Origin of the sequence: Ornithinimicrobium murale (genome assembly GCF_003352835.1) — a bacterium.
Taxonomy (GTDB): Bacteria; Actinomycetota; Actinomycetes; order Actinomycetales; family Dermatophilaceae; genus Ornithinicoccus; species Ornithinicoccus muralis.
Map to the genome: position 1 here is coordinate 64,798 of NZ_QLVD01000023.1, position 20,523 is coordinate 85,320.

A 20,523-nucleotide genomic window follows, 5' to 3' on the forward strand; every position below is an offset into this window, starting at 1 on the left:
TGCGCCGCCCGACCAGCCGACCACCCGGCATACGGACGTGGTCGGGCAGTGGGATCCTGGTGCCATGACCACGCCGACCCATTCCTTCATCGCCGGGCACGATGTCGCCAGCGGCGACACCTACGACAACATCGATCCGGCGACCGGCCAGAGCCTCGGCCCGGTCTCCCGGGGCGGCGCCGACGAGGTCGACCAGGCCGTCTCCAGCGGCGAGCTCGCTCAGCGGGACTGGGTGCGGACCACGCCCGAGCAGCGCTCCAACCTGCTCACCGCCTGGGCGGCACTGGTGGACCGGGACGCCGAGGAGCTGGCCCGGCTGGAGAGCGAGGACACCGGCAAACCCCTGACCCAGGCACGCACCGACGCGACCGTGGCCGCGCGCTACCTGCGCTTCTATGCCCACGCCATCGACTCCTACTACGGCCTGACCATCCCCAAGGGGCCGGACCTGCACGCCTACACCCTGCGCGAGCCGTTCGGGGTCGTCGGCTCGGTCATCGCGTGGAACTACCCGATGCAGCTGTTCTCTCGCTCGGTCGCCGCGGCGGTGGCCACGGGCAATGCCACGGTCGTCAAGCCCGCGGACGAGACGCCGCGGACCGCCGTGGCTCTCGCGCGACTGGCGCTCGAGGCCGGGATCCCGGCGGGCATCGTCAACGTGGTGACCGGCACCGGCGCGGAAGCCGGTGCCGCGCTGACGGCGCATCCCGGCGTGGCGCACCTCAGCTTCGTCGGGTCCACGGAGGTCGGCTCGCTCATCGCCCACGCTGCGGCGGACCGGGTGGTCCCGACCGTGTTGGAGCTGGGCGGCAAATCGGCCCAGGTCGTCTTCGCCGACGCCGACCTGACCGCGGCAGCCGAGGCGGTCGTGCGTGGCGTCCTGCAGAACGCCGGCCAGACCTGCTCCGCGGGCTCCCGCCTGATCGTGCACCGCGCCGTCCAGGACGAGCTGCTCGATGCGGTCATCCAGCGGTTCCGCGCCGTGACCATCGGCCCGGGCTCCGAGGACCCGGACCTGGGCCCGCTGGTGTCGGCCAAGCAGCAGCAGCGGGTCGAGGGTTTCATGGACGACCTAGCCGGCGGCGAGCTGCTCGTGGGCGGCTCCCGGCCCGACGGCGACCACCTCGCATCGGGCGCCTACTTCTCCCCCACCCTGGTGCACGGCGTCGACCCGCAGGGCCGCCTGGCCCAGGAGGAGGTGTTCGGCCCCGTCATCGCCTCGATGGCTTTCGACGCGGAGGACGAGGCGGTCGCCCTGGCCAACGGCACCGACTACGGACTGCTCGCCGCGGTGTGGACCAGCGACCTCTCCCGCGGGCACCGCCTGGCCTCGGCCCTGCGCGCCGGCCAGGTCTTCGTCAACAACTACGGCGCCGGCGGCGGCGTCGAGCTGCCGTTCGGCGGGTGGGGCAAGTCCGGCTACGGCCGGGAGAAGGGTTATGAGGCACTCGATGCCTTCACCCAGACCAAGACCGTGGTCGTCAAGCTCTGACCCGCCCTCGAGACACGACACCTGTGGGAGCGGTGCGCCACGGCCGGCGCACCGCTCCCGGTGTCACCGGCTGAGGTTCTGGAACTGACGCACCGCCAGCGGGACAAAGATCGCCATGATGAGCGCTGGCCAGACGACCGCACCGAGGAGTGCCTGGCCGTCGATCCAGTAGCTGGGCTCACCCAGCCCGGCCCCCGGTGTCGCGAACAGCTCACGGATCGCGTTGGCCGTGGAGGAGATCGGGTTCCAGGCCGCGACCGCACCCAGCCAGCCCGGCATCATCTCCGGCGGCGCGAAGACCGAGGAGATGAACCCGAGCGGGAACGCGACGGCGAACAGCGAGCCGGCCACCTCGCTGTTCTTGATGAGCAGGCCGAGGTAGATCCCCACGAAGATCAGGGCCAGGCGGAGCCATAGCAGCAGCCCGAAGGCGGCCAGCGTCTCGACCAGGCTGCCTCCGGCTCGCCACCCGACGATCAGGGCGATGCCCGCGATGGTCGCCAGGTCGACGGCTGCCTGGATGATGTCGGAGACCCCGCGGCCGGTGACCACGGCCGATGGTGCCATCGGCATGGACCGATAGCGATCCATGAAGCCCTTCTCCTTGTTCAGGGTGACCGCAAAGGCGGTGTTCATGAAGCCGAACGCCATGGTCATGGCAAACATCCCGGGCATCGCGTAGTCGACGTAACCCTCCCCGGCCCCCTGCCCCGTCACGTCCATGGCGGAGCCGAAGACGTAGACGAACATCAGCACCATCACGACCGGCATGCCGAGCTGCCAGGCGAACGTGGACGGCTGACGCGCCAGGTGGGTCAGCTCCTGCTCGACGATGGTCCAGCAGTCGCGCAGCGCCCAGGTCAGCCGGGAGCCCAGCGAGTCCTTCTCGGTGCCGGGCACCGGGGCGGCCGCCAGCGTGCCGCCTTCGGTCGGTGTCGGAGTGCGTCCCGTGGTGCTCATCGTGTGGCCTCGCTCGTCAGGTGCAGGAATGCTTCGTCCAGGGTCGGGCGGCGCAACCCGATGTCGGAGATCTCGATCTGTTCGGCCTGGATGCGGCTGGCCACCGCGGTGAGCGCGGCAACGCCGTCGGGCACGGCGACGCTGGTGCGACCCGCCTCACGGTCCACCGTCACCTCCAGCCCGGTGACCCCGGCCACCAGGTCGGCCACCCCGGACAGGGCGTCCGGGTCGGCGACGGCCACCTCGAGCCGCTCGTCACCGATGCGCCTCTTCAGCCCGGCGGGGGTGTCCTCGATGAAGTTGCGACCATGGTCGATCACGCTGATCCGGTCGCAGAGCTGGTCGGCCTCGTCGAGGTAGTGGGTGGTCATCAGCACCGTCGTCCCCTGGGCCGCGAGCTCGCGCACGGCCTGCCAGACCTCGCGTCGGCCGGCGGGGTCCAGGCCGGTCGTCGGCTCGTCCAGGAACAACACGGCCGGCGCCAGGATCATGCTCGCCGCCAGGTCGAGGCGGCGGCGCATCCCACCCGAGAAGGTCTTGGGGGACCTCCCCGACGATTCCTGCAACCCAAAGATCTCCAGCAGTTCATCGGCCCGGCGTCGCGCCGAGGCCCGGTCCAGCCGGAAGAGCCGACCGAAGGTGGTGAGGTTCTGGCGAGCGCTGAGCTTGTCATCGATGGCGGTCTGCTGACCCACCAGTCCGATGCTCGAGCGCACCTGCCGCGGCTGGGTCCGCACGTCATAACCGGCCACGGACGCCTCGCCGGCGTCGCTGCGGGTGAGCGTGGCCAGGATCCGGACGGTCGTGGTCTTGCCGGCCCCGTTCGGACCGAGGAGGCCGTGGACCGTGCCGCGCGGGACCGACAGGTCGACCCCGTCCAGGGCCAGTTTTGCCCCGTATCTCTTGGTCAGTCCGCGCGTGCGGACGGTCAACTCCGAGGGATTCACAACTCCTCCAAAATGTTCTGGGTACATCGCACGCAGCAGACTAGCGTACAGTGTCCGCAGATAGCAATTGACCTGCCGTGGAGGACTGGTGGAGATTGACCGGTGAGCACCCCGTCACCCGCAGCCTGCGCCTGCTCTGGCACGGGCTGCCTCCTGCCCGCAAGGGGCCCCGACCGAGCCTGACGCTGGACCAGATCGTGCGGGCCGCGATCGCGATCGCGGACGCCGAGGGACTGGACGCACTCTCGATGCGCGCTCTCGCCCGGGAGCTGAACGTCGGCACGATGTCGCTCTACCGCTACGTGCAGGACAAGGCAGAGCTGATGCACCTGGTCCTGGACCACGTCACCGTCCGCACGGTCGAGGACGGCACTCCGGCCACCGACTGGCGCACCATGCTGGAGACCATCTCCCAGGACGCTCGCCAGATGTACCTCGCGCACCCGTGGCTGCTGCAGGTCAACTGGAGCTCGCCGGTCCTTGGCCCCGGAAGTGTCGGCGACCTGGAGCGCACTCTCTCGTCCCTGACGGAGCTGCCCTTCAGCGACCGAGAGCGGATCATGCTCGTCACGCTCCTGGACGCCTACGTCACCGGCTCGGTCCGTCAGGAGGTCCTCTTCGATCAGGCCTCGGCGCTGACAGACCTGACCTATGAGGAGTTCTGGGAGCTCCAGCTGCCGTTCCTGGAGGCGGCCATGGAGTCCGGGCGGTTCCCCACCATGGCCGCGATGTCGGAGGACTCCTTCAGCGGCGGGTGGGAGGAGACCTTCGAGCTGGGCCTCACCCTGCTGCTCGATGGCGTGGAGCGAGAGGTTGCGCGCCGCGAGTCAGCCAGCCACGCGTCTCCCCCCAACGACTGACAACCGTCACTGTCCCGACCGCCGGATCTCCCCCAGAATGGGGATGCGTGGGCCGCCCGGCACGTGATGGGCTGTATGCCGGATGGTCACCGCCGTCCACGACCCGAAGGGAAGTCCTTGATGACCGTGTCTGCCCCGGCAGAGCACCCGCCCCGGTCCCGCGACGCCGCTATCGTCGTGCGCGACCTGACCAAGAAGTTCGGCGACTTCGTCGCCGTGGACAGCCTCTCCTTCGAGGTGGCACCGGGTCGGATCACCGGGTTCCTCGGTCCCAACGGTGCTGGCAAGACCACCACGCTGCGCATGCTGCTGGGGCTGATCCGCCCCACCGCAGGCACGGGCCTGATCGACGGCGTGACCTATGCCCAGCTGGATCGTCCTCTGCAGACGGTGGGCGCGGCACTCGAGGCGACCAACTTCCACCCCGGCCGCAGCGGTCGGGATCACCTTCGGGTGCTCGCGGCGACCCACGGCATACCGGACTCCAGGGTGGATGAGCTCCTGACGCTGGTCGGGATCCCGGCCGCCGCCCGCAAACGGGCCGGCGGCTACTCGATGGGGATGCGCCAGCGCCTGGGGTTGGCGGCCGCCCTGCTGGGCGACCCGCACGTGCTGATCCTCGACGAGCCGGCCAACGGGCTAGACCCCGAGGGAATCCGCTGGCTGCGCGGCTTCCTCCGCCACCTGGCGAGCCAGGGCAAGACCATCCTGATCTCCTCGCACCTGCTCAGTGAGGTCGAGCAGACCGTCGACGACGTGGTGATCATCGCCAACGGCGAGCTGGTCCGGCAGGGCACGATGGAAGAGCTGCACGGCGAGTCGACCGCACTCGTTCGCACGAGCAACGCCCGCGGCCTGATCGAGGCCCTGCAGGGTGCCGGGCTCGAGGCCGGCGACGAGGCGGCCCAGGGACCGGGTGCGGTCCGGGTCACCACCGACGACCTCGTGCGTGTCGGTGACATCGCCCTGGCGGCCGGGGTGCCTGTCCACGAGCTGCGGATCCTGCGCACCGACCTGGAGCGCCTCTACTTCCAGCTCACCGAGTCACCCGAGCGGCAGAACCGCAACCGGTCCGAGGCTGGGCCACCACCCTCCGGCCCGCCGGTCGACCAACCACCGGGAGCACCCGGCATACCCGGTCCCGGTCCGGACACGACGCGGGGGGGCCAGCGATGAGTCACCTGATCCGTTCCGAGCTGCGCAAGTACTTCTCCACCCGGATGTGGTGGGGCATGACGCTGGCGATGTTCTTCGTCGGTGCGCTCTTCGCCGCGTTCACCGGCTACTTCACCCTCTACGGCGAGATGCCCGTGGGCCAGGCCATGGTCAGCGTCAAGGACGCCATGCCCGAGCTGACGCTGGTCCGGATGATCTACAGCGCCGGCATCCAGTTCGGCTACATGCTCGCCCTGGTGATCGGCGTGCTCAGCATGGGGCAGGAGTTCCGGCACAAGACGATCTCCAACACCTTCCTGGCCGGGCCCCGGCGCCACCAGGTGGTCCTGGCCAAGGTGGCCGCCCTCGTGGTCATCCTGGTCGTCAACGCCGTCGCGCACATCGCCGGGTCCGTCCTGGGCGGCGGCATCCTGCTCAGCACCGCCGGCGTGACCCTCTTCCCGGACGCGGGGGCCCTCGCTCAGACCTTCGCGCTGATGGCCCTGATCCTCGTCGTCTGGGGCCTGATCGGGCTGGGTCTGGGCGTGCTGATCCCCAACCAGGTCGCCGCCCTCTTCCTCGGCATCGCGATCACCCTCATCGTCGAGCCGCTGGTCGCGCTCGCCCTGTCCTTCTTCGAGGGCGTGGACGTGCTGGCGAAGTTCTTCCCGAGTCAGGCCACCACGGCGACACTGTCGGTCTTCGATGGTGTCGATCCCGCCCTGGCCGAGGCCATGGGTGCCGGCGGCGACCAGCTCACCTGGTGGGGCGGCGCGGTGACCCTGCTGTGCTACGCCCTGGTCATGACGCTCATCGGCCTGCTGCTGACCCGGCGACGGGACATCGCCTGACCCGCCTCAGCGGCCCTCAGCCGAGGCTCCGAAGACCTGGGGCGGGGACACGGCCGGGAGGCCATGGCCGGGTCCGCGGGAACTGTCTCCGGACCCGCGGGGCCGGCTGTGCGGGATAGCGCGCATCAGGGATAGGCTTGCCACACAAGTTCGGCCGACTACCTGTGAGAAAGAGGCGCGCACGCCGTGGCGAACCACTCCCCCAGCAGCGACAACCCCCTGGCAGACTTCGGGGCCAACGAGTGGCTCGTGGAGGACATGCGCGAGCGCTATCTGGCGGACCCACAATCCGTCGACGTCGTGTGGCGCGAGTTCTTTGCCGGCCGTGACGGAGGTGCGCCGACCGAGTCGATGACCAAGGAGAAGGCCGCTGACGGTCCGGTCGGCGAGCAGAAGCGCCCGGAGACGTCGGACGCGCAGGGTCAGCCCGCCCCGGCTGCCAAGCCGGTCCCCGCGGACCCCGCACCGGCGCAGACCAAGTCCGCCGAGGCGAAGGCTCCCGCGAAGGCTGCCGAGACGAAGGCTGCTCCCGACAAGTCGGCCGAGACGAAGACTGCTCCCGACAAGGCTGCCGAGACGAAGGCTGCTCCCGACAAGCCGGCCGAGTCCAAGTCGGCCGAGTCCAAGTCGGACGGCGGTGCGCCGACCCCGCGGGACGCCCCCGCACGCAAGTCGGCCAAGCCCCAGTCGGAGTCACAGGTGACCAAGCTGCGCGGTGCCACCGCACGCACTGTCACCAACATGGAGCAGAGCCTCACGGTGCCGACGGCGACCAGCCTGCGCGCGATCCCGGCGAAGCTGCTCATCGACAACCGCATCGTGATCAACAACCACCTGTCGCGCAGCCGCGGCGGCAAGGTGTCCTTCACCCACCTCATCGGCTACGCCATGGTGAAGGCCCTGCAGGCGATGCCCGAGATGAACAACAGCTACACCGAGCAGGACGGCAAGCCACACATCGTGGAGCCGGCCCACGTCAACTTCGGTCTGGCCATCGACCTGCCCAAGCCAGACGGGACCCGCCAGCTCGTCGTGCCCAACATCAAGGGCGCCGAGTCGATGGACTTCGCCAACTTCTGGGGCGCCTACGAGGACCTGGTCGCCAAGGCCCGCGACAACAAGCTGACCCTGGAGGACTACCAGGGCACCACCATCTCGTTGACCAACCCCGGCGGCATCGGCACCGTCTCGTCCGTGCCGCGACTGATGCCCGGTCAGGGCGCGATCATCGGTGTCGGCACCCTGGACTACCCCGCGGAGTGGGAGGGCGCCAGCAGCGAGGCCATCGCACGCGCGGCGGTGAGTAAGGTGCTGACGCTCACCTCGACCTACGACCACCGGATCATCCAGGGCGCTCAGTCAGGCGAGTTCCTGCGCGTGCTCCACCAGCTGCTGCTGGGGGCCGACGGGTTCTACGACGACATCTTCACCGGGCTGCGGATCCCCTACGAGCCGGTCCGCTGGGCACCCGATGTCACCGCCAGCCACGACGACGACGTCTCCAAGGCCTCGCGCGTCCAGGAGCTGATCCACGCCTACCGGGTCCGTGGTCACCTGATGGCCGACACCGACCCGCTGGAGTACCGCCAGCGGCGGCACCACGACCTGGACATCACCAACCACGGTCTGACGCTGTGGGACCTGGAGCGCAGCTTCCCCACGGGCGGTTTCGGTGGCTCGGCGCGCCTGACGCTCCGCAAGATCCTGGGGATCCTGCGGGACTCCTACTGCCGCACCATCGGCATCGAGTACATGCACATCCAGGACCCGGAAGAGCGGGCCTGGATCCAGCGGCACGTCGAGATCCCCTATGAGAAGACGTCGGCGGACGAGCAGCTGCGCATCCTGCGGCGCCTCAACGCCGCAGAGGCCTTCGAGACCTTCCTGCAGACCAAGTTCGTCGGGCAGAAGCGGTTCAGCCTCGAGGGCGGTGAGTCCGTCATCGCGCTGCTGGACCAGATCCTCACCGACTCGGCCAACGACGGCCTGGACGAGGTCTGCATCGGGATGCCGCACCGTGGCCGACTCAACGTCCTGGCCAACCTCGCGGGCAAGTCCTACGGTCAGATCTTCCGTGAGTTCGAGGGCAAGCAGGCTGCCGGGTCCGTCCAGGGCTCCGGCGACGTGAAGTACCACCTCGGCACCGAGGGCGAGTTCGTCACCGAGAGCGGCATGTCCACCCAGGTCTACCTCGCGGCCAACCCCTCGCACCTGGAGGCCGTCAACCCGGTCCTGGAGGGCATCGTGCGGGCCAAGCAGGACCGCCTCGACCTGGCTGGGGAGTCCTTCACCGTGCTGCCGGTGCTGATGCACGGCGATGCGGCCTTCGCGGGACAGGGTGTGGTCGCCGAGACCCTCAACCTGTCCCAGCTGCGTGGCTACCGCACGGGCGGGACGATCCACGTGGTCATCAACAACCAGGTGGGCTTCACCACCAGCCCGGAGGCATCGCGGTCCACGGTCTACTGCACCGATGTGGCCCGCATGGTCCAGGCCCCGATCTTCCACGTCAACGGTGATGACCCCGAGGCCTGTGTGCGCGTCGCCGAGCTGGCCTACGAGTACCGCCAGCAGTTCAACAAGGACGTCGTGATCGACATGGTCTGCTACCGCCGGCGCGGTCACAACGAGGGTGACGACCCCTCGATGACCCAGCCGTTGATGTATGACCTGATCGAGAACAAGCGCTCGGTGCGCAAGCTCTACACCGAGTCCCTGGTCGGTCGCGGCGACATCACCATCGACGACGCCGAGAACGCGCTGCGGGACTACCAGCACCAGCTGGAGCATGTCTTCACCGAGACGAAGGCGGCTCTGAAGGGTGAGGACGGCACGACCGGTCAGCTCGACCGGCCCCGCGCCCAGGACGAGGATGACCGCGCTCCGCGCAAGCCGCACCAGACCCGGATCTCCAGTGAGCTCGTCGAGAAGATCGGTGACGCCTTCGCGAACACCCCCGACGGGTTCACGGTCCACCCCAAGTTGGCTCAGCTCATGGAGCGCCGCCAGCAGATGACCCGCGAGGGTGGCGTCGACTGGGCGATGGGTGAGCTGCTCGCGATCGGCTCGCTCCTGGTGGAGGGCACCCCCGTGCGCTTTGCTGGCCAGGACACCCGTCGCGGCACGTTCGTGCAGCGCCACGCGGTGCTGACCGACAAGACCAATGCCACCGAGTGGAACCCCCTGCTGCACCTGTCCGAGGACCAGGCCAAGTTCTGGATCTACGACTCGCTGCTCAGTGAGTACGCCGCGATGGGCTTCGAGTACGGCTACTCCGTCGAGCGCCCGGACGCACTGGTGCTGTGGGAGGCGCAGTTCGGCGACTTCGTCAACGGCGCGCAGACCGTCATCGACGAGTTCGTCTCCTCCTCCGAGCAGAAGTGGGACCAGCGCTCCTCGGTTGTGCTCCTCCTCCCCCACGGTTACGAGGGCCAGGGGCCGGACCACTCCTCGGCCCGCATCGAGCGGTTCCTGCAGCTGTGTGCCGAGGACAACATGACGGTGGCCTATCCCTCCACCCCTGCCTCCTACTTCCACCTGCTGCGCAAGCAGGCCTTCCAGCGTCCGCGCAAGCCGCTGATCGTGTTCACCCCGAAGGCCATGCTGCGGCTGAAGTCGGCAGGCAGCAGCCCGGAGGACTTCACCACCGGCACCTTCGCCCCGGTTCTTCCGGACCGCGTCGAGCTGGACGCCGAGAAGGTCGACCGCGTGCTCCTGGTCAGCAGCAAGCTGACCTACGAGCTCGAGGACGAGCGCACCAAGCGGGAGGATGAGCGCACCGCGATCATCCGGGTCGAGCAGCTCTACCCGGTCCCCGGCCGCGAGGTCGCCGAGCAGGTCAAGGCGTTCCCGAACGCCGAGCTGGTCTGGGTGCAGAACGAGCCGAAGAACCAGGGAGCCTGGCCGTTCATGGCGCTCAACCTGCCCGAGTCGATGGCACAGCACGGTGAGGACCGGCCCCTGCGGGTCGTGTCGCGTCCCGCCTCGGCCTCGCCGGCCACGGGCTCGGCCAAGGTGCACGCCGTCGAGCAGGAGGCGCTGCTCAGGGGCGCCTTCGACCGCTGAGGGGTCGGGCACGGTCCGGTCGCTCTGAAATACTGTCGCCCATGAGTTCACCCGAGGTCACCACCACGTCCGGCACGACGCTTCCGCCAGGGTGGACGTCGCAGGAACCCACCGACCGCGACGTCGAAGACCTGGTCCGGCTGCTGCGGCGGCACGAGAAGCAGGCGCGGGGCTGGCCGGGGGCGGACAGTGAGCAGGTCACGGCAGACGTGACCGGCCATGGCGCCGTCATGCGCACGAACTGGCTGGTGCGGGACGGCGAGGGCACCGCGCGTGCGTGGGTGAGTTGCCACGACCGTGCCGCCGGCCGCGTGCTGGTGGGGGTCACGGTCGACCCGGACCTGACCGCGGAGCTGGCCGAGCCGGTGGCGGCCTACTGCTTCGCGCTGGCGGAGCAGATCTCGGCCGACATCGCCCGCGATCGCGGGCTCGCCGCGACCCAGATGGACTCCGGAGCCTTCGAGGACGATGAGCGCCAGGACCGCTGGCTGAAGCAGGCGGGGTTCCGCCTGGTGCGCACGTGGTGGCAGATGGAGCGTCCCGTCACCCCTGCCGAGGCGACCGACCATCCCGAGCCCCGTGAGGGCGTCGTGGTGCGCAGAGTCCGCCGGGACGACGCGGTGGGGCTGCCGGAGGACGCGGACCTGCACGCGGTCCACGAGATCCTCGAGGAGTCCTTCGCGGACCACTTCAACAACTACCGGGAGACCTTCGAGGAGTTCCTGGCACGGCTGCGCGCCGACCCGGGGCACCGCTGGGACCACTGGTGGCTGGCCGAGGTCGACGGGCGACCGGCCGGGGCACTGGTGGGCACCACGGTCACCGGCCGCTTGGACGCCGCTGGCAACCCGGTGCCCGACGGTTCCTACATCGAGTACATCGGCGTCCACTCCAGCGCCCGGGGCCGCGGAGTGGCCAAGGCCCTTCTGTGGGCGGTGGTCGCCGACGCCGCCGCACGCGGACGCAACCGGGTGGGCCTGGAGGTCGACGCGCAGTCCCCCACCGGCGCCGACGGGCTCTACACCGCGTTGGGTTGGCAGACGGTCTACGTGACAGAGTCGTGGCACAAGGATGTGGCCGCCTCGGCGGGTTAGTCTGCGGCTGTGTACTTCACCGACCGCGGCATCGAGGAGCTAGCCACCCGACGTGGCGAGGAGGAGGTCACTCTTGCGTGGCTCTCCGAGCAGTTGCGCACCTTTGTCGACGTGCACCCAGAGTTCGAGACGGCCACTGACCGACTCGCCACCTGGCTGGCCCGGTTGGATGACGATGATGACGAATGATGGAGGACACCTGTGACACCCGCCGACGACGAGTCCGTCGTGGAGTTCAACCCCAGCGCCGAGTTCCACGTCGCTGACGGCCCCCGCGATATCGGGCTCTGTTTCGTGGGCGACGGCTTCGTCGCCGGATACGGCGACCCGAAGGCCCTCGGCTGGGTCAGCCGGGTCGTGGGCCGCAGCCCGGTCGCGGACGCTGACCTGACCGCCTACAACCTGGGCGTGCGCGGCGAGTCCAGCGCCGACGTGATGACGCGCTGGCGCGGCGAGTGCGCACCGCGGTGGAGCGGCCGCTCCGAGCGACGTCTCGTCGTCGGGGTCGGCGCGACCGACATCGCAGCAGGCATCACGACCGCTCGCTCGCGACTCAACCTGGCCAACATCCTGGACGAGGCCACCACGACGGGCATCGGCACCTTCGTCGTGGGCCCGACCCCGACGCTCGACGCCGAGGTGAACCAACGCCTCGAGGTGCTGGCCGATGCCCAGGCCGATGTCTGCGCCCGGCGGTCGGTCCCCTATGTCGACTGCTTCCACCCGCTGCGGGACCACGACCAGTGGCAGTCCGACCTCGCCGCGGGCGACGGGGTGCACCCGGGCCAGGCAGGCTACGGCCTGATGGCCTGGTTGGTCCTCCACGCGAACTGGCAGGGTTGGCTCAAGATCAACGGCTGAGCCCGTCGAGCGATGGGGTCAGCGGCTGAGCCCGTCGAGCCACGCGCGAGACTCCTCATAGGCCGCTGCGGTCGCCACGTCGGGGACGGCGGCTGGCGCACCATCAGCCCGTGGGTAGGACCCGAGATAACGCACGTCGGCACAGATCCGGCGCAGCCCGGCGAGTGCCTCCGCCACACGCGGCTCGCTGAGATGTCCTAGAGCCTCGATCGCGAAGCAGTACTGCCCCAAGGCCTCCCCCGTCGGTCGTGACTCGAGGCGCACCAGGTCGACCCCGCGCATCGCGAACTGATTGAGCAGGTCGAGCAACGCACCGGCGTGGTTGTGTCGCAGATACGCCACGACCGTCGTGACGTCGGCCCCGGTCGCCTCGGGCACCACCCCGGGACGAGCCAGCCGGATGAACCGGGTGACGGCCCCCTGACGGTCGGCGATCCCGTCCTCCAGCACCACCAGGTCGTGGCGCTCGGCCGCCAGAGGAGCGGCGATGGCCGCGTCATAGACCTCCGCCGCCACGAGGACGGCAGCGCGGGCCGTCGAGGACTCCGGGATCACCTCGGCGTCGGGGAGGTGAGCCGCCAGCCACTCCCGCGTCTGGGCGATGGCCACCGGGTGCGTGGCAACCCGTCGCACCGCGGACAACTGCGTGCCGGACCGCGCCATCAGGGCGAACTCCACCTCCACGTGGACCTCCGCGGTGATCACGAGGGGTTCGCCGCGGATCAGCTCATCGAGGGTGGCCGAGACCGAGCCCTCCACCGAGTTCTCAAAGGGCACCAGTGCCGCGTCGAGGGAGCCTTCACGCACCGCCTGCAGTGCCGCCGGCACGTTGGGCGCCGCCCAGGCGGTCTCGGCTGCGACCGGGTCGAGCCGCCGCAGGGCTGCCTCGGTGAAGGTCCCCGCTGGGCCGAGGAAGCCCAGGCCACCCCCGCTCACGGGGTCAGCACGACCTTGCCGAAGACCTCACCGGCGGCCAGCGCGGCGATGCCGTCCGCCGCGTCAGCCAACGGGATCACCCGGTCGATCACCGGCCGCAGGCCGGTCTGCTCCATGAGCCGGGAGACCTGCACCAGCTGCTCGCGGTTGCCCATCGTGGAGCCCTGCACCCGCAGTTGGTGGAAGAAGATCCTGGTCAGTTCCGCCTTCGTGGGTGCGTCCCCGGAGGTGGCACCCGCGATCACGAGGGTGCCGCCGGGTCGCAGGCTGGACACCGAGTGCGACCAGGTCGCCGCCCCGACGGTCTCCAGGACCACATCGACCCGCTCGGGCAGCCGCTCGCCGGGAGCGAAGACCGCTTCCGCGCCGAGCTCCAGGGCACGCTGCCGGCGTGCCTCGTCCCGGCTCGTCGCCCACACCCGATAACCGGTGGCGGCCCCGATGCCGATGGCCGCGGTGGCCACGCCCCCACCGACGCCCTGCACGAGCACCGTCGACCCGGGGGGAGCCCCGTTGACGCACAGCATCTTGTAGGCGGTCAGGAAAGCGGTGGGCAGGCAGGCCGCCTCCTCGAAGGAGAGGCCGGGTGGCTTGGGCACCAGGTTGCCGGCGGGCACCACGACCTGCTCGGCCAGGGTGCCCTGATAGCGCTCGGACAGCAGGGAGCGGCGGGGGTCGAGGGTCTGCTCCCCGGTCCACCCGGGCGAGGAGACGACGGCGTGGACGAGCACCTCCCGGCCGTCCTGGTCGACACCGGCGGCGTCGCACCCCAGGATCATGGGCAGTTTGTCCTGCCCGAGACCGACCCCACGCAGTGACCAGACGTCGTGGTGGTTCAGGGCGGCGGCACGGACGTCGACCTTCACCCACCCGTCGGGGACCTCGGGCTCCGGTCGCTCCCCGACCACCAGCCCCGCGACCGGGTCATCGGGATGGATCTCAGCGGCATAGGCAGCAAGCATGAGGACACGTTATCGGCCTGTTGAGCAGGGTCACCACCGGCCTGTTGAGCAGGGTCACCACCGGCCTGCTGAGCAGGGTCACCACCGGCCTGTTGGCGCGAGGTCGGCGACCGCAGGGATCAGTAGGCTCCAGCACCCTCGGGTCGGATCACCACACGGAACGTGCGCCACATGATCATGATGTCGAGCAGCGGCGTCCAGTTCTCCACGTAGTAGAGGTCCAGTCGCACGGACTCGGACCAGGACAGGTTGCTGCGTCCGCTGATCTGCCACATGCCCGTCATGCCCGGCTTGACCAGCAGCCGTCGTCGCGTGTCGGACTCGTAGGCAGCCACCTCCCGGGGCAACGGAGGGCGTGGACCGACCAGACTCATCTCGCCGCGGATCACATTGAGGAGCTGCGGGAACTCATCCAGGCTGTATTTGCGCAGCACCCGGCCGATCCGGGTGACCCGCGGGTCGTCCTGCAACTTGAACAGCGGGCCGGCTGCCTCGTTGGCCGCCATCAGCTGGGGCAGCACGGACTCGGCATCGGTGATCATGGTCCGGAACTTGAGCATCCGGAAGGTCTGTCCGTCCCGACCGACCCGTTCCTGGCGGAAGAAGATCGGGCCCCGGTCGTCGATCACGATCAGCACGGCCACCGCGAGGAAGATCGGGAGCAGCAGGAGCATGATCACGGCGGCCCCGATGCGGTCCATCATGTTCTTGACGACCAGGCTCGGACCGGTGAAGCTGGGCGCCTCCACATGGATCAGCGGCAGGCCCTGCACCGGGCGGGTCAGCACCCGGGGGCCAGCGACGTCCATGATGCCGGGGGCGACGACCAGGTCGATGTCGGTGCCCTCCAGAGCCCAGCCCAGTCGCCGGAGCCCAGCGCCGCCGAGGCCGGCGGAGGAGGAGACAGCGATCACGTCGACGTCCATCTCGATGCCCCGGATCAGCACATCGCTTTCCGTGCCGACCACCGGGACGCCGGCGACGAGGTCACCGTCGGCGTCGTCGACGCAGGCACCGAGCACGTGGTAGCCGGCGTCCGGGGTGCGCCGCAGCGCGACCACGAGGTCGGTCACCTGCTCCTGGTTGCCGACCAGCAGCACCTGGTCGGAGAGCATCCCGGCGCGCCGTTGGTGGACCAGCCACCGTCGGGCACCCCACCGGGATGCGAGCAGGAGCAGCGTGCCCAGCGGGAAGGCCAGCAGCACATACCCCCGCGCCACGTCCTGCTTGAGGGCATAGGCGAGGACCGCCACCACGGCGAAGAGCCAGAGCGAGGCCTGGAAGACGTTGCGATACTCCTGGACGCCGTGACCACTGAACCGCCCGTCATAGGCGGAGTGCACCTGGAGCATCAGCACCCAGGCCACGGCCAGCACCAGACCGATCTGCCAGTAGGCCCAGCCCTGCCGCGTCGTGGCGGTCGTGGCGGTCGTCAGGTTGGCTTCAGTGAGCCCGAACCGCGTGATGGTGGTGATGGTCAGCGCCGCGAGGATCACGGCCAGGTCGGCGATCCGCAACCACTGCAGGTGACCGGCGAGATAGTTGCGTGCCCGGGTCGGTCCCGCTCCACGTCGGGGTTCGGGGGCAGCCAGGTCGGCGAGGGTCTCCGGAACGACGAAGAGCGGTGTCGGGCGGGGCGATGCCACCTGGGCGCTGTCGACTGATGAGGAGGACCGATGCAGCGAGAGTCGCTGCAGGTCACTGCTCTGCTGCGTCGTCATGAGCACCCCGTTTGTCCTTCGACAGAACCGGCCTTTACCGATTCATGACCATTTGCAGGCTAGTTGTTTACTGACAGATGCGCCACCCCAAACGGGAAATCGTCATAAAGTCGCAGGTCAGCGGACTCGCGCGGGCGCGTCGGGAGACCGTCACATGGACTTTACCCAGGGTTTACCATCACCGGGGCAACCCCGGAAGGACCCTCGGGTGGCTCTGTGCAGCTGGTCCTCACGTTCCCGTGAGGTGCGGGCAAAAGGGCCTACTGCTCCGTGGAGCGCCAGCGAGACCCGTGGGCCAGCGCCTGGATCGTGCGAGGCTGGTCGCCCTCCAGCGGGTGCCCGTCCCGGTCGGGCTGTCGGGACAGCACCAGCTCGAGTCGGTCCTCGGCCAGCTCCTCGGCCAGGCCGTGGCCCCACTCGACCACCGTGACGACCTCCTCGAGATCGGTGTCGAGGTCGAGGTCGTCAAGCTCGGCGAGACCACCCAGCCGGTAGGCGTCGACGTGCACCAGATCCGGCCCGTTCCCCAACGAGGGATGCACCCGGGCGATGACGAAGGTCGGTGAGGTGATCGGTCCGCGGACCCCCAGCCCCTCCCCGATGCCCTGGGTCAGGGTCGTCTTGCCGGCGGCAAGGTCACCGGTCAACAGCACTAGGTCACCCGCTCGCAGGACCCTCCCGAGGGCTGCTCCGAACGCGTGAGTCTCCCCCGCGGTCGCCAGCTCGACCTGCTCGCCGGCGAGCAGGGCGGCCAGCGCCGCTCGCTCTCTCATGCCTGCTGCCGCGACCGGCTCCGGGACGGCCGGGACTCTCGCTCACGTCGCCGTTTGCTGAGGTTGGTGACCGTATGCCGTGCGCCGGCTCGGTGCGCTCGCCCCCGTCCGCGTTCGGCGCGGGAGATCAGGGCCAGCAGCTCCTGGGACAGCAGGTCGGGGTGCTCGAGCATGATGATGTGGCCGGCGTCCCGGACCAGCACGTGCTCTGCTCCCGGGACCGCTTCGACGATCTCGCGACTGTGCACGGCCGAGGTCAGGGCGTCCTTCTCGCCGTTGAAGACCAGGACCTCCTGGTCGACCAGGTGGGCCAGGGCCGTGCGCTTGTCGTGGTCCTCCAGGGTGTGTCCGTAGGCCGACATGACCGACAGCGGCGTGCCGAAGATCATGTCCGCCGTGAGGCGCACGACCGACAGCGGCACCGGCGACCCGAAGGAGCCTCGGGCGACGAAGAACTCCTGCAGCTCACGCCCGCCGCGCAGCGCCGAGTCGACGAAGTCCTGGTGCGTGGACAGCTCCCGCAGCACCGTGGGCCCGAACCGGGTGACCACTCCACCGAGCAGGGACCCCAACCCCCAGGTGATCCGGTGCAGGCCACCGGCGCTCGTGCTGATCAGGGCGACCCCGAGGACCCGCTCCCGGAACAGCCCGGGATCGGCCTCCGCGAGGGCCATGACGGTCATTCCACCCATCGAGTGGCCGGCCAGCACCAGGTCGCCGGTGGGCGCCACGTCAGCGATCACCTGCGCCAGATCCACACCGAGCTGCTCGATCGCATAGGACTCAGTGGCCCCTTCTCCGGAGCTCCCGTGTCCGCGCAGGTCCCAGGTCACCACCCGATAGCCCGCCTCGGTCAGGGCCTGTCGCTGATAGAACCAGCACCGCAGGTCCAGGGTGAAGCCGTGGCAGAGGATGACCGTCGTGCCGCCCTCGTCCCACCCCTCGGGCTGATCGATCTCCACGTGCAGGGGCACGCCGTCGTCGGCCAGCACCACGCGGGTCTCGGACGGCACGATCGTGAAGTCCTCGTCCTCCCCCAGCGCGATCGCGTGGCGCCGGTCGCGCCACAGCCGATCCACAGCGATGGCGCCGACCGCGGCCAGCCCGGCCGCGGCGACCCCAGCTCCCACACCGACCAGAGTGCTGTTGCGGGCCTGGCTCACTCCGGTCTCCTGTCTGCCTGGGCCCAGGGCATCTCCCCGGACCGGGGTCCGACAAACTCCCGGGGCACCCGGGGGCCGAACCTGGTGACGATCTCATAGTTGATGGTGCCGATCGCCTCGGCCCAGTCCTGTGCCGTGGGCTCACCCCTGGTCCCGGGACCGAACAGGACGATCTCATCTCCCGGCGCCACCGGGAGGTCACCAGCGTCGACCACGAACTGGTCCATGCAGACCCGTCCGGCGATCCGCCGGCGCGCTCCAGCCACCAGGACCTCGGCGACCCCGGAGGCATGACGTGGCACACCGTCGGCATAGCCCAGCGGGATATCGACGAGAGTGGTGGGCGCGGTCGTGGTGTAGGTGTGCCCGTAGGAGACTCCCTGTCCGGCAGGAACCCGTTTCACCACGGACGCCGAGGCGGACGCTGTCATGGCCGGCACCAGCCCGAAGTCCTCGGAACTGCCCACCGAGGGAGCGGGAGTCAGTCCGTAGACGGCCAGGCCCGGGCGCACCAGGTCCCAGGCCGCGGCCGGCGTGGTGAGCGTGGCGGCAGAGTTGGACATGTGCCGCACGTCGGGGCGCAGACCCGCCCGCTCGGCGAGCGCCACCGCCTCAGTGAAGGCCTCCTGCTGGGCCAGCACGGTGGGATGTTCGGGCGCGTCGGCATACGCGAAGTGCGTGAACAGGCCGGTGACCCGCAGCGCCTCCTCCGCCTCGAGCTGCCGTGCCCGCTCGACCAGCAGCGCCCAGTCACTGGCCACGCCGGTCGGCGAGAACATATAGGCCCCGTTGCGGCCGAGCCCGGTGTCGACCTTGAGCTGGACCCGGGCGGTGTGGCCGGTCTCGCGTGCGGCTGCGGCGATCTCATCGAGCATCCAGGTGCCCGAGACCCCGATGTCGATGCGCTCGGTGATGGCCGCGGCGAACCCTGCCCCTGGCGCGTGCAGCCAGGCCAGGACCGGGGCCGTGATGCCGGCCGCCCGCAGGGTCATCGCCTCGGGCAGCTGGGCCACCCCCAACCAGCTCGCCCCTCCGAGAAGGGCCGCTCGCGCCGAGGGCACCAGGCCGTGGCCATAGGCATCGGCCTTGACCACAGCCATCACCCCGGCCGAGCCGGCCCGCTGGCGCAGCACCCCGACGTTGGCGGCGATGGCGCCGAGGTCCACCACGACGCGGGCCGGGAAGGGCACCGGGATCGGGGCCCGGGCCAGGGTCGCGGCAGGGCCCTGGCTCGCGGCAGAGTCCTGGGTCGCGACAGGTCCTTGGGTCGCGGCGGGGTCCTGGGTCGCGGCGGGGTCCTGGGGCGCGGCAGGGTCCTGGGTCACGGCAGGACTCTGGGTCGTGGCCGGGTCCGGCGTTGGTGCGGTCATGATCGGTCCAGTCTGCCAGCGGCAGGACGTTCAGCCAGGTAGGCCGGCCTGCACCGCGGCGAGCTGGGTCATCAGGCTGCTCTCGATGGCGCCCTCGCCTGCCTGCACCGCCGCGGCGATGCGCTCCCCCAGCTCGGCGGTGGAGGCACCCATCCGCTCGCCCGAGAGCTCCGGCAGGTCCGCGAGGACGCCGGCCGTCGCCGACTCGACCGCCGCGGCCGCCGCACCTTCCCCCAGGCTGGCCAGGCACAGCGCGAGGGACAGCCCGGCGCCGGCGGGGTTGGCCCACCCCTTTCCGGCGATGTCGGGAGCGGAGCCGTGCACCGGCTCGAACATGCTGGGGGCCGACCCCTCGATGTTGAGGTTGCCGCTGGCCGCGACGCCCAGGCCACCCTGCAGGACCGCCCCCAGGTCGGTGATGATGTCGCCGAACAGGTTGTCGGTCACCACCACGTCGAACCGCTCGGGCGAGACCGGCAGGTGCATGCACATGGCGTCGACGTGCACGTAGTCGTGCTCCACGTCCGGGAAGCGTGCGGCGACCTCCTCCACCACGTCCAACCAGAGGGCTCCGGCCTCGACGAGCACATTCGTCTTGTGACAGAGGGTGACCCTGCCTCGCCGTTGCTCTGCGAGACGGAACGCGAAGTCCACAGCCCGGTGCACGGCATACCAGGTGTTGGTCGATCCCTGGGTGGCGACGGCGGCGGGAGTCCCCTGGTGCACCGTGCTGCCGCCCCCCACATAGGAGCCCTCGGAGTTCTCCCGGACCACGACCAGGTCGCACCGCTCCGGCGTGAGGCCGGCGATGGGCGTGGGCACCCCGGGATAGAGCCGGACCGGGCGCAGGTTGATGGCCTGGCGCAGTTCGGCGCGCAGGGCCAGGATGATGCCGCGCTCGAGGATGCCGGGCGTGACCCGGGGGCTGCCGATGGCGCCGAACAGGATGGTGTCCTGCTCCCGCAGCGTCTCGATCGCCGAGCTGGTGAGCAGGTCACCGGACTCCAGGTAGGCGTCGGCGCCAAGCGGCACCTCGGTGCGCGAAGTGGTGAAGCCGAACCGGTCCTGGGCGGCGTCCAGGATGGTCAGAGCCGCCTCCGTCACCTCGGGACCGATGCCGTCGCCCCCGATGACCGCGAGCTTGTGGGACCGGCCGGTGCTCGCGTCCTCAACGCTGGGCTTGTCCAGACCTGACTGCGACACGGGGTCCTCCTTGGCTCGCACGACTCGTGCGGGTCAGTCTGCACGATGCGACCGCGGGCGGTGCGCACGGCCCCGCACCTCACACCGCTTTCCGTGGCGTCAATCCCCAC

At 70.0% G+C, this 20,523-nt stretch carries 17 protein-coding genes; 8 read left to right on the plus strand and 9 right to left on the minus strand.

The genetic code is table 11. The annotated features are described in order from the left end of the window. The first annotated feature begins 64 nt into the window (after positions 1-64). On the plus strand, positions 65-1,492 hold the full coding sequence (locus DPQ65_RS09695; RefSeq protein ID WP_114907148.1) for an aldehyde dehydrogenase family protein: 1,428 nt from the start codon (positions 65-67) through the stop codon (positions 1,490-1,492). Between the two features lie 63 nt (positions 1,493-1,555). Here the strand turns inward: DPQ65_RS09695 and DPQ65_RS09700 are convergent, their stop codons facing one another. Together DPQ65_RS09700 and DPQ65_RS09705 are read right to left on the minus strand one after the other, a co-directional pair. Continuing rightward, complete coding sequence (locus tag DPQ65_RS09700) at positions 1,556-2,452, minus strand: ABC transporter permease (RefSeq protein WP_114907149.1); 897 nt, start codon at positions 2,450-2,452, stop codon at positions 1,556-1,558. Then, positions 2,449-3,399: an ATP-binding cassette domain-containing protein gene (locus DPQ65_RS09705; protein WP_238146771.1), complete on the minus strand. Its 951-nt coding sequence runs from the start codon at positions 3,397-3,399 to the stop codon at positions 2,449-2,451. The genes DPQ65_RS09700 and DPQ65_RS09705 overlap by 4 nt, the downstream gene beginning before the upstream one ends. A gap of 95 nt (positions 3,400-3,494) precedes the next feature. On the opposite strand from DPQ65_RS09705, the gene DPQ65_RS09710 reads away from it, so the two are divergent. From DPQ65_RS09710 to DPQ65_RS09740, 7 genes are all read left to right on the plus strand, one after another. Next, the gene (locus tag DPQ65_RS09710) at positions 3,495-4,259 is read left to right on the plus strand and encodes a TetR/AcrR family transcriptional regulator (protein WP_162802147.1); all 765 of its coding nucleotides are present in this window, start codon (positions 3,495-3,497) and stop codon (positions 4,257-4,259) included. Between the two features lie 120 nt (positions 4,260-4,379). Further along, positions 4,380-5,435, plus strand: a complete 1,056-nt coding sequence (locus DPQ65_RS09715) for an ABC transporter ATP-binding protein (RefSeq protein ID WP_114907152.1) — start codon at positions 4,380-4,382, stop codon at positions 5,433-5,435. Next, on the plus strand, positions 5,432-6,265 hold the full coding sequence (locus tag DPQ65_RS09720) for an ABC transporter permease subunit (protein WP_114907153.1): 834 nt from the start codon (positions 5,432-5,434) through the stop codon (positions 6,263-6,265). The genes DPQ65_RS09715 and DPQ65_RS09720 overlap by 4 nt, the downstream gene beginning before the upstream one ends. A 186-nt stretch (positions 6,266-6,451) precedes the next feature. After that, positions 6,452-10,330, plus strand: coding sequence for a multifunctional oxoglutarate decarboxylase/oxoglutarate dehydrogenase thiamine pyrophosphate-binding subunit/dihydrolipoyllysine-residue succinyltransferase subunit (locus DPQ65_RS09725; protein WP_114907154.1), 3,879 nt, complete (start codon positions 6,452-6,454; stop codon positions 10,328-10,330). A gap of 41 nt (positions 10,331-10,371) precedes the next feature. Beyond that, on the plus strand, positions 10,372-11,424 hold the full coding sequence (locus tag DPQ65_RS09730; RefSeq protein WP_114907155.1) for a GNAT family N-acetyltransferase: 1,053 nt from the start codon (positions 10,372-10,374) through the stop codon (positions 11,422-11,424). Positions 11,425-11,433: 9 nt separating this feature from the next. Beyond that, positions 11,434-11,613 (plus strand): DUF6104 family protein, encoded by a 180-nt coding sequence (locus DPQ65_RS09735; RefSeq protein WP_114907156.1) that lies wholly within the window; start codon positions 11,434-11,436, stop codon positions 11,611-11,613. A 12-nt stretch (positions 11,614-11,625) separates the two neighbouring features. Next, positions 11,626-12,285, plus strand: a complete 660-nt coding sequence (locus tag DPQ65_RS09740; protein ID WP_114907157.1) for a GDSL-type esterase/lipase family protein — start codon at positions 11,626-11,628, stop codon at positions 12,283-12,285. 18 nt (positions 12,286-12,303) lie between these two features. Here the strand turns inward: DPQ65_RS09740 and pheA are convergent, their stop codons facing one another. The 7 genes from pheA to DPQ65_RS09775 all read right to left on the minus strand — a co-directional run bounded on the left by pheA (position 12,304) and on the right by DPQ65_RS09775 (position 20,413). Next, on the minus strand, positions 12,304-13,221 hold the full coding sequence (pheA, locus tag DPQ65_RS09745; RefSeq protein ID WP_202863072.1) for a prephenate dehydratase: 918 nt from the start codon (positions 13,219-13,221) through the stop codon (positions 12,304-12,306). After that, positions 13,218-14,183, minus strand: a complete 966-nt coding sequence (locus DPQ65_RS09750; protein ID WP_114907158.1) for a zinc-binding dehydrogenase — start codon at positions 14,181-14,183, stop codon at positions 13,218-13,220. Before DPQ65_RS09750 ends, pheA begins: the two co-directional genes overlap by 4 nt. 119 nt (positions 14,184-14,302) lie before the next feature. Continuing rightward, on the minus strand, positions 14,303-15,904 hold the full coding sequence (locus DPQ65_RS09755) for a sugar transferase (protein ID WP_162802148.1): 1,602 nt from the start codon (positions 15,902-15,904) through the stop codon (positions 14,303-14,305). Between the two features lie 260 nt (positions 15,905-16,164). Beyond that, a complete protein-coding gene (gene tsaE, locus DPQ65_RS09760; RefSeq protein WP_114907160.1) occupies positions 16,165-16,677 on the minus strand; it encodes a tRNA (adenosine(37)-N6)-threonylcarbamoyltransferase complex ATPase subunit type 1 TsaE in 513 nt (170 codons plus the stop codon). After that, positions 16,674-17,840, minus strand: a complete 1,167-nt coding sequence (locus DPQ65_RS09765) for an alpha/beta fold hydrolase (protein WP_238146772.1) — start codon at positions 17,838-17,840, stop codon at positions 16,674-16,676. The genes tsaE and DPQ65_RS09765 overlap by 4 nt, the downstream gene beginning before the upstream one ends. Continuing rightward, a complete protein-coding gene (gene alr, locus DPQ65_RS09770) occupies positions 17,837-19,210 on the minus strand; it encodes an alanine racemase (RefSeq protein ID WP_114907162.1) in 1,374 nt (457 codons plus the stop codon). Before alr ends, DPQ65_RS09765 begins: the two co-directional genes overlap by 4 nt. A 30-nt stretch (positions 19,211-19,240) precedes the next feature. Next, on the minus strand, positions 19,241-20,413 hold the full coding sequence (locus tag DPQ65_RS09775; RefSeq protein ID WP_238146773.1) for a 3-isopropylmalate dehydrogenase: 1,173 nt from the start codon (positions 20,411-20,413) through the stop codon (positions 19,241-19,243). Positions 20,414-20,523: the final 110 nt, after the last annotated feature.

What these genes read in the sequence shown, in the direction of transcription:
- DPQ65_RS09695 (WP_114907148.1), top strand. Translation starts at nt 65, where the DNA reads ATGACCACGCCGACCCATTCCTTCATCGCCGGGCACGATGTCGCCAGC.
- DPQ65_RS09700 (WP_114907149.1), bottom strand. Translation starts at nt 2,452, where the DNA reads ATGAGCACCACGGGACGCACTCCGACACCGACCGAAGGCGGCACGCTG.
- DPQ65_RS09715 (WP_114907152.1), top strand. Translation starts at nt 4,380, where the DNA reads ATGACCGTGTCTGCCCCGGCAGAGCACCCGCCCCGGTCCCGCGACGCC.
- DPQ65_RS09720 (WP_114907153.1), top strand. Translation starts at nt 5,432, where the DNA reads ATGAGTCACCTGATCCGTTCCGAGCTGCGCAAGTACTTCTCCACCCGG.
- DPQ65_RS09730 (WP_114907155.1), top strand. Translation starts at nt 10,372, where the DNA reads ATGAGTTCACCCGAGGTCACCACCACGTCCGGCACGACGCTTCCGCCA.
- DPQ65_RS09750 (WP_114907158.1), bottom strand. Translation starts at nt 14,183, where the DNA reads ATGCTTGCTGCCTATGCCGCTGAGATCCATCCCGATGACCCGGTCGCG.
- DPQ65_RS09755 (WP_162802148.1), bottom strand. Translation starts at nt 15,904, where the DNA reads ATGACGACGCAGCAGAGCAGTGACCTGCAGCGACTCTCGCTGCATCGG.
- tsaE (WP_114907160.1), bottom strand. Translation starts at nt 16,677, where the DNA reads ATGAGAGAGCGAGCGGCGCTGGCCGCCCTGCTCGCCGGCGAGCAGGTC.
- alr (WP_114907162.1), bottom strand. Translation starts at nt 19,210, where the DNA reads ATGACCGCACCAACGCCGGACCCGGCCACGACCCAGAGTCCTGCCGTG.